Source organism: Bacillus sp. BS1807G30 (assembly GCF_040047675.1).
GTDB classification, from domain to species: Bacteria; Bacillota; Bacilli; order Bacillales; family Bacillaceae; genus Bacillus; species Bacillus altitudinis.
This window is the reverse complement of sequence record NZ_CP157353.1, coordinates 3,724,115-3,735,087: the sequence shown is the minus strand read 5'-3', so window position 1 is coordinate 3,735,087 and position 10,973 is coordinate 3,724,115. Positions and strand designations below refer to the sequence as shown.

Annotated in this window: 11 protein-coding genes; all 11 read left to right on the top strand. The window is 38.7% G+C overall.

Features of this window, described 5'->3' with window-relative positions:
* Nucleotides 1-620: 620 nt before the first annotated feature.
* Nucleotides 621-755: a 50S ribosomal protein L34 gene (gene rpmH / locus ABG082_RS19160; protein ID WP_008360908.1), complete on the top strand. Its 135-nt coding sequence runs from the start codon at nucleotides 621-623 to the stop codon at nucleotides 753-755.
* Between the two features lie 78 nt (nucleotides 756-833).
* Nucleotides 834-1,193: a ribonuclease P protein component gene (gene rnpA, locus ABG082_RS19155; RefSeq protein ID WP_008347592.1), complete on the top strand. Its 360-nt coding sequence runs from the start codon at nucleotides 834-836 to the stop codon at nucleotides 1,191-1,193.
* A gap of 158 nt (nucleotides 1,194-1,351) precedes the next feature.
* Complete coding sequence (gene spoIIIJ / locus ABG082_RS19150; protein ID WP_089374159.1) at nucleotides 1,352-2,134, top strand: YidC family membrane integrase SpoIIIJ; 783 nt, start codon at nucleotides 1,352-1,354, stop codon at nucleotides 2,132-2,134.
* Nucleotides 2,131-2,754 (top strand): RNA-binding cell elongation regulator Jag/EloR, encoded by a 624-nt coding sequence (jag, locus tag ABG082_RS19145; protein ID WP_249669842.1) that lies wholly within the window; start codon nucleotides 2,131-2,133, stop codon nucleotides 2,752-2,754. The genes spoIIIJ and jag overlap by 4 nt, the downstream gene beginning before the upstream one ends.
* Before the next feature lie 402 nt (nucleotides 2,755-3,156).
* Nucleotides 3,157-4,536, top strand: coding sequence for a tRNA uridine-5-carboxymethylaminomethyl(34) synthesis GTPase MnmE (gene mnmE / locus ABG082_RS19140; protein WP_039169035.1), 1,380 nt, complete (start codon nucleotides 3,157-3,159; stop codon nucleotides 4,534-4,536).
* Nucleotides 4,537-4,553: 17 nt separating this feature from the next.
* Nucleotides 4,554-6,440: a tRNA uridine-5-carboxymethylaminomethyl(34) synthesis enzyme MnmG gene (gene mnmG, locus ABG082_RS19135; RefSeq protein WP_035390146.1), complete on the top strand. Its 1,887-nt coding sequence runs from the start codon at nucleotides 4,554-4,556 to the stop codon at nucleotides 6,438-6,440.
* A 13-nt stretch (nucleotides 6,441-6,453) separates the two neighbouring features.
* Complete coding sequence (gene rsmG / locus ABG082_RS19130; protein WP_007497477.1) at nucleotides 6,454-7,173, top strand: 16S rRNA (guanine(527)-N(7))-methyltransferase RsmG; 720 nt, start codon at nucleotides 6,454-6,456, stop codon at nucleotides 7,171-7,173.
* Between the two features lie 105 nt (nucleotides 7,174-7,278).
* Nucleotides 7,279-8,154: a nucleoid occlusion protein gene (gene noc / locus ABG082_RS19125; RefSeq protein ID WP_008347579.1), complete on the top strand. Its 876-nt coding sequence runs from the start codon at nucleotides 7,279-7,281 to the stop codon at nucleotides 8,152-8,154.
* A 129-nt stretch (nucleotides 8,155-8,283) separates the two neighbouring features.
* Complete coding sequence (locus ABG082_RS19120; RefSeq protein WP_348936417.1) at nucleotides 8,284-9,117, top strand: orthopoxovirus pf05708 family protein; 834 nt, start codon at nucleotides 8,284-8,286, stop codon at nucleotides 9,115-9,117.
* Nucleotides 9,118-9,355: 238 nt separating this feature from the next.
* Complete coding sequence (soj, locus tag ABG082_RS19115) at nucleotides 9,356-10,117, top strand: sporulation initiation inhibitor protein Soj (protein WP_008360890.1); 762 nt, start codon at nucleotides 9,356-9,358, stop codon at nucleotides 10,115-10,117.
* Nucleotides 10,110-10,964: a ParB/RepB/Spo0J family partition protein gene (locus ABG082_RS19110; RefSeq protein WP_348936416.1), complete on the top strand. Its 855-nt coding sequence runs from the start codon at nucleotides 10,110-10,112 to the stop codon at nucleotides 10,962-10,964. Before soj ends, ABG082_RS19110 begins: the two co-directional genes overlap by 8 nt.
* The last annotated feature ends 9 nt before the right edge of the window (nucleotides 10,965-10,973 follow it).

The window sequence follows — 10,973 nt, the reverse complement described above, 5'->3', positions numbered from 1 at the left end:
AAGGCTTCTCCCCCCTCCTTTTCTTTTTAAAATGACCAGTATCAAACTGTTATAGAACACGAAAAAGAGCAAATGGTCATCACCATTCGTGCACATACTTTGTTGAAAACAATTAATATAGTAGAAAAACGTCTTTTCGACAAATTACACAGGTTGTGGATAAACAATTCAACAACCTGTGTAATAACTTTCCACAGGTTATCCACAATTTGTGGATAAGATAAATAGGCCAGATAAGTAATTAAGAGTTAAAACACAAATATAATATCAAAATAAACAAGATGGTGCAATGGGTGTCACAAACTTATCCACACACTTTACATCCTGTTGAAAAATAATTATCCACATAGGTTATTTGTGTGAAAAAAATGTCGATAATGGATGTGGATAGTCTAAATATGCCGGAAAAATATCCACACCCTTGTTTTGAAGGTTTTTTTGAAGGAAAAAAAGAATAAAATGCTGGAAACTAAAAAAGAAGGTTTCTTCACTTGATAACTTGTGTTATGCTTATAAGGTTGATAATAAGAGTTTTATCATTGATATTGACAATCGATGGGTTACACAAATATAATGAGTTAGACTGTCTTAAACAGCTATTCCTCAGGGAGGTGTCATAAATGAAAAGAACGTTTCAACCAAATAACCGTAAGCGTAGTAAAGTTCATGGCTTCCGCAGCCGTATGAGTTCTAAAAACGGACGTCTAGTTTTAAAGCGACGCCGCAGCAAAGGTAGAAAAAAATTATCAGCTTAGGCCACTGAATAATGTCAGTGGTCTTTTTTACATAAAATCGTAAATGAACTGTCAGTTTTTATCGGAGTGGAAGAAAACATGAAGAAGCGAAACAGGCTAAAAAAAAATGAAGAGTTTCAAACAGTATTCAAAAAAGGTCAATCAATGGCTAATCGCCAATTCGTCATTTATCAGCTGGACCAACCAAATCAAGAAGAACTGCGTTTAGGATTGTCTGTCAGTAAAAAGATAGGGAATGCAGTGATAAGAAACCGGATTAAACGACTGATCCGTCAGGTGTTCTTAGAGGAAGGTCATAAGCTAAAGCAAGAAAAAGACTACATTGTTATCGCACGAAAACCAGCAAGCGAATTGACCTTTGAAGAAACAAAGAAGTCTCTCCAGCATTTATTTAGAAAATCCGCTGTTTATCAACAACAACCGAAAAAGTCTTCGTAATAGAAACTTTCGTTGAATCAATTTTTAAAAGCGCTTCCTTCATCTAGTGAATTAAAATGAAACCACCACTTTGTAATGAAAAAATGTTACCATACTGATTAGGTGAGTCACTTTCGTAATCAATTCCAACTTAAATAAAGTTTGAAGTAATGGGAGGAATCTTGTTGAAAAGGCGATTATTACTAATATTTAGCTTGATTGGCGTGTTGGTTCTATTGGCAGGATGTACACAAATCAATGAACCAATCACATCAGATAGTAAGGGATTCTGGAATTCTTACATTGTATACCCGCTATCTCAATTAATCACTTACATGGCAAACTTAACTGGTGAAAACTATGGTGTAGCGATTATTATCGTAACTCTTTTAATTCGTTTGCTTATTTTACCATTAATGATTAAACAATTAAGAAGTACAAAAGCAATGCAAGCACTTCAGCCAGAACTAAAGAAGCTTCGTGAAAAATATAGTTCAAAAGATCAAAAAACACAGCAGCAGCTTCAACAGGAAACAATGGCTCTTTTCCAAAAGAATGGTGTAAATCCATTAGCAGGGTGTTTCCCAATCTTAATTCAAATGCCAATCTTAATTGGTTTTTATCATGCGATCATGAGAACAGCTGAAATCAAGAAACATACTTTCTTATGGTTTGACTTAGGCAGTCCAGATCCATTATTCCTGTTACCGATTATTGCAGGTGTAGCTACTTTTATTCAGCAGAAGCTAATGATGGCTGGAAATCCTTCGGACAACCCTCAAATGGCGATTATGCTTTGGGTGATGCCAATTATGATCATTGTATTTGCAATCAGTTTCCCAGCGGCACTTTCACTGTACTGGGTTGTAGGTAACATTTTCATGATCATTCAAACTTTGGTCATTAAAACACCTCAAGTAAAAGTTGATACAAAAGAAAAAGCTGGCGGGAACAAAAAATGAAGGAAATAACTGCTGTCGGTCGCACAATCGAAGAAGCAGTAGATTCCGGACTTAAACAAATTCAACTACTACAAGAAGAAGTGGATATCACAATAGTAGATGAAGGAAACAAAGGGTTTTTAGGATTATTTGGTAAAAGACAAGCTGTTGTCAAGTTAGTAGAAAAGCGAGATGCGCTCAAATTAGCAACACAGTATTTAGATAAAATTGTTAAATCAATTGATCCTAAAGCAAACATTGTTTCGAAAAAAGAAACGAAAAAGATCTCTTTTCACATTGATGGAGACAAAACTTCATTAATGATTGGAAAAAGAGGACAAACACTGTACTCTTTAGAAACCTTGGTGCAGTTAGTGTTTAATCGTTATTCTGATCAGTATCATCATATTACAATTGATATTGGAGATTATAGGAAGAAACGACAAGAAGCACTTGAACAATACGCAATCAAAACGGCAAACCGTGTTTTAAAAACGAAGAGAAAGGTTCATTTAGAACCGATGCCTTCGAATGAACGAAAAGTCGTTCATGATACGATTGCAGCATTTTCTAAAGAACTTGCCACGGCATCTGAAGATACGGGCACCAAGCGTCATGTTGTGGTGCTTTATAAAAAATAGCAGAAAGGCTAAGATTCAGCAAAGCTGGATTTTAGTCTTTTTTTATTGAAAAATTACCTTTTAATAGTAGATTCCTCCTTTATTTCTAAAAGGTTATTGTGTTATTTAGATCGAAAACGTCATTTTCCCTTAGTTGCAAAGGGAGAAGGGCGTTTTAATTTATTGGATTTAGGTGTAAGATGTGAAGACAAGTTAAGAACGTCGTTATTCACATGTGGATAAGTTAAGTGTTAAAATAGACAGGGTGCAAAACTGTGGATAATTAAATGTGGGCTACTTTCGCTTCGCATGCATTTGTGGTATCTTTAAATTTTGGATTAAGCGTTTTTGATATAGAGATGGACAACGTCCATTTAATAGATATAAGACTGTCTATTGAATAGAGAAAGAGGTGAATGAGCGGTGGATACAATTGCAGCAATTTCTACACCAATGGGTGAAGGGGCAATTGCCATTATACGTTTAAGCGGGCCTGATGCAGTTCAGATTGCTGATCGCATGTATAAGGGGCCTAAGGAGAAAAAACTTGTATCAGTGGATTCTCATACAATTCATTATGGTCATATTGTAGATTCAAGTACCGAGCAAGTGATAGAAGAGGTCATGGTGTCTGTATTAAGAGCGCCAAAAACATTTACGAGAGAAGACGTTATTGAGATCAACTGCCATGGCGGAATTGTCACGGTCAATAAAGTCTTGCAGCTTGCTTTAAAAGAAGGAGCGAGATTAGCGGAGCCAGGTGAGTTTACAAAACGTGCTTTCCTAAATGGAAGAATCGACTTGTCACAAGCAGAAGCCGTAATGGACTTGATTCGTGCAAAGACTGACCGTGCGATGAATGTCGCAATTACTCAAATGGAGGGACGTCTCTCCGGTTTGATTAAACGTCTTCGTGGTGAGATATTGGAGACACTTGCCCATGTAGAAGTGAATATTGATTATCCAGAGTATGACGATGTTGAAGAAATGACACATCGAGTCTTAGTTGAGAAGGCGACATCTGTGAAAAAGGAAATTGAATCGCTTCTAACGACTTCACAGCAGGGGAAAATCCTACGTGAGGGCTTATCTACTGTTATTATTGGAAGGCCAAATGTTGGGAAGTCTTCCTTATTAAATAGTCTTGTTCAGGAAACAAAGGCGATTGTGACCGATATTCCTGGAACAACCAGAGATGTCATCGAGGAATATGTGAATGTAAGAGGAGTACCGCTCCGTTTAGTAGATACTGCGGGTATACGTGAGACTGAAGACATTGTTGAGCGTATTGGGGTCGAACGATCAAGACAGGTCTTAAAAGAAGCTGACCTGATTTTACTTGTGCTCAATTATAGTGAAGAGTTATCTGAGGAAGATATTAAGCTATTTGAGGCTGTCTCAGGTATGGATATTATTGTGATTGTCAATAAGACTGATCTTGAGCCTAAACTTGATGTAGAAAAAGTAAAAGAGTTAGCGAAAGATCGTCCAGTCGTGACAACATCTTTATTACAAGAAAAAGGGATTGATGAGCTTGAAATGGCCATTCAATCTTTATTCTTCACTGGCTCAATTGAAAGTGGAGATTTAACGTATGTGAGCAATACTAGGCATATTGCGCTCCTTCAAGAAGCAAAACAATCGATTGAGGATGCTCTAGAAGGAATTGAAATGGATGTACCGATCGACATCGTTCAAATAGATTTAACACGCTGCTGGGAGCAGCTAGGTGAAATTATTGGGGATGCTGTTCATGAAAGCTTAATCGATCAGTTATTCTCTCAATTCTGTTTAGGAAAGTAAAGGGAGGAACAAAAGAAATGGGTTATGAAGCTGGCCAATATGATGTAATCGTCGTCGGTGCCGGTCATGCTGGTGTTGAGGCTGCTCTTGCTTCTGCAAGACAGGGCGCCAAAACACTTGTATTGACCATCAATCTAGATATGGTTGCTTTTATGCCATGTAATCCGTCCGTAGGGGGTCCCGCTAAAGGGATTGTCGTCAGAGAAATTGATGCGCTAGGCGGAGAAATGGCACGAAATATAGATAAGACGCATATTCAAATGCGTATGCTGAATACTGGGAAAGGACCTGCTGTCCGTGCGTTAAGAGCGCAAGCAGATAAGTTTCAATATCAGCACGAAATGAAAAAAACAATGGAAAATGAACCAAACCTAACAATGCTGCAAGGGATGGTAGATCATTTAATTGTAGAAGATGATGAATGTAAAGGTGTCGTGACTCAAACAGGTGCAAATTATCGCGCGAAGTCTGTTGTTCTAACGACTGGTACTTTCTTAAAAGGCCGCATTATTTTAGGTGATCTTTCTTATTCAAGCGGTCCTAATAATCAGCAGCCTTCCATTAAATTATCGGATCATCTAGCAGAATTAGGATTCGATTTGGTTCGCTTTAAAACTGGGACACCACCTCGAGTAAACAGCCACTCGATTGATTATAGTAAGACAGAAATTCAACCAGGTGATGATGTACCACGTGCGTTTTCTTATGAAACTGTGGAATATATTACAGATCAATTACCATGCTGGTTAACATACACTAGTTTAGAGACTCATCAAATTATTGATGAGAATCTTCACCGTTCTCCTATGTATTCAGGTATGATTAAAGGAACAGGTCCTAGATACTGCCCGTCTATTGAGGATAAGGTGGTTCGTTTTAATGATAAACCGAGACATCAAATTTTCTTAGAGCCAGAAGGCCGTAATACGCAAGAAGTGTATGTTCAAGGTTTATCTACAAGTCTGCCAGAGGATGTACAGCAGCGAATGCTGTCAACCATTCCAGGGCTTGAAAATGTACAAATGATGCGAGCGGGTTATGCCATTGAGTATGATGCGATTGTGCCTACACAATTGTGGCCTACACTTGAGACAAAGAAAATTTCTGGATTATATACAGCTGGCCAAATTAATGGTACCTCTGGTTATGAGGAAGCAGCAGGTCAAGGAATTATGGCAGGTATCAATGCAGGAAGAAAAGCATTGGGTAAAGAAGAAGTCATTTTAAGCCGATCTGATGCATATATCGGTGTTCTCATTGATGATCTTGTCACGAAGGGTACAAATGAACCTTACCGTCTTTTAACTTCTCGTGCAGAGTACCGCTTACTTCTGCGTCATGACAATGCTGATTTAAGATTAACGGAACTTGGATATAACATTGGTTTAATTTCTGAAGAGAGATTCCAAGCATTCACACAGAAAAAAGAGGCCATTGAAGCAGAGAAAAAACGTTTATATTCTGTCATTATTAAACCTACAGTAGAGACACAGGAATATATTCGTTCACTTGGTGGAAGTGAATTGAAGGACGGTATTCGCGCTAGTGATCTGATGAAGCGCCCAGAGATGAACTATGAATCTGTTGTGAAACTAGCTCCTGCTGACACATCGCTTCCTGCTGATGTGTGTGAACAGGTAGAGATTCAAATTAAATATGAAGGTTATATCGAAAAGTCGCTCCAACAAGTTGAAAAGCTGAAAAAGATGGAAAACAAAAAGATTCCGGATCGAATCGATTATGATGCCATCAAAGGGATTGCAACTGAAGCGAAGCAAAAGCTAAAAGAAGTCCGACCGCTTTCTGTTGCACAGGCTTCTCGTATTTCAGGCGTTAACCCTGCTGATATTTCTATCCTTTTAGTATATTTGGAGCAGGGACGTATTGCGAAGATAGCAGAGTAGAAAGGATGTCGGCATGAACATTGAACAATTTACAGCAGCACTAGAGGAGAAAGGGATCACTCTTTCTCCAGTGCAGCTTGAACAATTTGAAACTTACTTCCATATGCTTGTAGAATGGAACGAGAAGATGAATTTAACGTCCATTACAGAAAAGGAAGAAGTATATTTAAAGCATTTTTATGACTCGATATCAGCAGCATTTTTTATTGATTTTCACAATGTGACAACAATTTGTGATATTGGAGCTGGTGCTGGTTTTCCAAGCATTCCTCTTAAAATTTGTTTCCCTCATCTACATGTGACCATTGTTGATTCTCTCCAGAAACGCATTACGTTTCTCAATGAGTTAGCAAAAGGGTTAAACTTACAAGATACTACTTTTTATCATGATCGTGCGGAGACCTTTGGACAACGTAAAGATCAACGTGAAAGCTATGACCTTGTCACCGCTAGAGCAGTTGCGCGCTTATCTGTCTTGAGCGAACTATGCCTGCCTCTTGTGAAAAAGGAAGGATTGTTTGTTGCATTAAAAGCATCTGCTGCAGATGAAGAGATGCAAGCAGGAAAAAAAGCTGTCACTGTCCTCGGAGGAGAGGTTGTTGAAAAGCATTCCTTTGTTCTTCCTTTAGAAGAAAGCGAACGGAACATCATTGTCATTGAAAAGAAAAAACAAACACCAAAAAAATATCCTAGAAAACCAGGAACACCTAATAAATCACCAATAGAAGGTTGATCATGTAAAAGGTCGGTTTTTCTTCAATATTTATGATTTTACAGAAGGAAAAAACATGAGAAAATAGAATTATAAAAAGGTAGTTTTTAAAGGTGGTGTAGGTTCATGAAGCATTCACTCTCACGCTTCTTCGGGCTGGGTGACAAAGAACAACCTGAGCGTGATACCGAAATAGAGGCAGAGATTGCTGAGCATGATACATTAAAGGAAGAGATACAGGAGCTCCCGGTCGACACAATTATGCCTAACCGTTTTCAGCCACGCACCATTTTTTCAGAAGAAAAGATACAAGAGCTGGCCACAACCATTCATACCCATGGCATTATTCAACCGATTGTTGTTAGACCAACAGAAGAAGAAGGAAAATATGAACTGATCGCCGGCGAAAGACGTTGGAGAGCGGTACAAACTCTTCAATGGGAGAAGATCCCCGCTATTATAAAAGATTTTACTGATACGGAAACGGCATCTGTGGCATTGATTGAAAATTTGCAAAGAGAAGAGCTGTCTGCAATTGAAGAGGCTCATGCTTATGCACGTCTTTTAGAGCTTCATGATTTAACGCAAGAAGCGCTTGCTCAGCGTTTAGGTAAGGGACAATCGACTGTTGCAAACAAACTAAGACTTTTAAAGTTGCCTGAAGAGGTACAGCAAGCCATTTTGGAGAAAAAAATCTCTGAGAGGCATGCCCGTTCACTTGTACCTCTAAAGCTTCCAGAATTACAAATCACGCTGTTGCAGGAAATCATTGAAAAGCAGCTAAATGTGAAACAGACTGAAGAGCGTGTAGTGAAGATGCTTGAACAAAAAACAGATCGCAAACCGAAGCCGAAACGTAAGGCGTTTAGCCGAGATACGCGAATTGCGATGAATACCATTCGTCAGTCTCTCCATATGGTAGAAGATAGCGGACTTAAAATAAATACCGAGGAAGAAGAATTTGAGGAATATATCCAATTAACCATTCGCATTCCTAAATAGAAAAAAGCTGATGAGCATTACTCGTCAGCTTTTTTTGTCTTTCCATCCCTTAAATTCATTATATTTACTTATTATTAATTAATTGGTAAAATATGATTTTCATAGTAGAAGGGAGGTGACATATAACCAATGAAAATGAAAAAGACTATTTTTGCTATTATCTGTTATTTACTAATCTCTTTTTCTCTTTTTTCAAATGAAACGACTGTGTTTGCTGTGAGCACGTCAACGAATCATGATATTCATTCAGCGGAAGAAACGATTACAAAAGAAGAACTCAGTGCTCTGAAGAAACAAGGTGTGGTTTCGACAGATGTAACGGTTCAACAATTAAATCAAGAGCAAGCGTCTCAGGACGATGCGATCGATGTGATCACAGCTGATGATGATTTGGAGAACTATGGCTTACGGCAAAACAAACAGGATGAAATGGTAACAGATGAAAGGCCGAATACCATTCGCCATCTTTTTGGTAAACCGTATCCTGGAACCGATATTATGCCTCAAAAAGGGGATATATTGGTGACGAGCACTGGTGCTTTGAATGGTTTAATTGGTCATGCAGGCATCGTCATTAATGAGAAAAGCTATGCATCCATTCCTGGGTTCCGGCAGCATCCAAATATTGATTCCATTCAAAGCTGGTTTCGCTATAGTGCCAATACAAAGGTGATTCGGATTAATCATCAGGAAAAGGCAGATTTAGCTGGGGATTGGGCGCACGATTACGTGAAAGACCATCCGAAGGCTCGATATTCGATCACTATGTCTATTCAATCCTTGGACCCTACATATTGTTCAAAGATTGTATGGCAAGCTTACGCAAAAACCGGGGACGCTGTTGGACATGCGACATTTACCATTAAAGCACCCTATGGGTTTTTGAAAAAGAAGAACTATAAAACAGTGACACCTAAAGTCATTGTGAGCGAAGGCCGTAAAATTGGCGGGTTAAACTTTTGATTGTATCTCCCTCACTTTTCATGAAAAGTGGGGGTTTTTTGTCTCGTTATTTTCTTCAAAAAGATATATTAATATATCTTCGAAGCGCGTTTTTATGCATCTATCCATGTACGGAAACACAGATTCATTCACGAATTTATAATGGAGAAACAAAAAAAGCAAACGTTTCATACTTTTTTTGATAGAATAGGAAGTATGAATGAATGAGAAACTTGTTAAGTTGAAAGTGGGTGACATCGTGGGGAAAATCATAGCGATTACCAACCAGAAGGGCGGCGTTGGGAAGACGACAACTTCTGTTAATTTGGGTGCGTGTTTAGCATACATAGGAAAACGAGTGTTGTTAGTTGATATTGATCCGCAGGGAAATGCCACGAGTGGTATTGGGATTGAGAAGGCCGACGTAGAGAAGTGCGTGTACGATATTTTAGTAGACGATGCAGATGTACTTGATGTGATTAAGACGACAGAGGTCGAAAATCTTGATGTCATTCCTGCGACGATACAGCTTGCAGGGGCTGAAATAGAGCTTGTGCCTACAATCTCACGTGAAGTGAGGCTGAAGAGAGCACTTGAATCTGTTAAGCAGAATTATGATTATATGATTATTGACTGCCCGCCATCACTTGGGTTACTGACGATTAATGCGTTAACTGCATCCGATTCCGTTTTAATACCGGTTCAGTGTGAATATTATGCGCTTGAAGGATTGAGTCAATTGTTGAATACGGTTCGTCTTGTGCAGAAACATCTAAATACCGACCTTGCCATTGAAGGTGTCTTACTGACAATGCTTGATGCAAGAACAAATCTTGGAATCCAAGTCATCGAAGAAGTAAAAAAATACTTTAGAGATAAAGTCTATCAGACTGTGATTCCGAGGAATGTGAGACTAAGTGAAGCGCCTAGTCATGGGAAACCTATTATCTTGTATGATCCACGTTCAAGAGGTGCAGATGTCTATTTAGACTTAGCAAAGGAAGTGGATGCGAATGGCTAAAGGTCTTGGAAAGGGTATTAATGCGCTATTTAACAATGTAGATTCCAATGAAGAAACTATCGAAGAAATTAAGTTGAAGGATTTGCGCCCAAACCCTTATCAGCCAAGGAAAACGTTTGATGATGATGCATTGTCTGATCTCAAAGAATCAATTCAGCAGCACGGTGTTTTACAGCCGATTATTGTTCGTAAATCGATTAAAGGATATGACATTGTCGCAGGAGAACGCCGTTTCCGTGCAGCACAACAAGCTGGTTTGACAACGATTCCTGCGATCGTCAGGGAATTTTCAGAAACACTGATGAGGGAGATCGCTCTTTTAGAAAACTTACAGCGCGAGGATTTATCTCCATTAGAGGAAGCGGAAGCCTATGCCTCCTTACTAGATCACTTAAGTGTGACTCAAGAGGAATTAGCCAAGCGGTTAGGAAAAAGCAGACCGCATATTGCGAACCACCTTCGTTTATTAACATTACCGGATGAAGTACAAAAGCTGATTGCGGATGGAACATTATCCATGGGACATGGACGCACGCTGCTTAGTTTGAAAAACAAAAAGAAGCTGGCGCCATTGGTAAAGAAGGTCGTGGACGAAGGATTAAATGTCCGTCAGGTTGAGAAACTTGTTCAGCAATTAAATGAAAATGTTCCACGTGAAACAAAGAAAAAAGAAGCACCAAAGGATCGCATGTTGAAAGAAAGAGAATCTTTCTTACAAAATTACTTTGGTACTTCAGTGACGATCAAGAAACAGAAGAAAAAAGGGAAAATTGAGATTGAATTTCTCTCAAATGAAGATTTAGAAAGAATCCTTGAATTGCTTTCTACGAGAGAATCATCGGAATGACCATCTTGA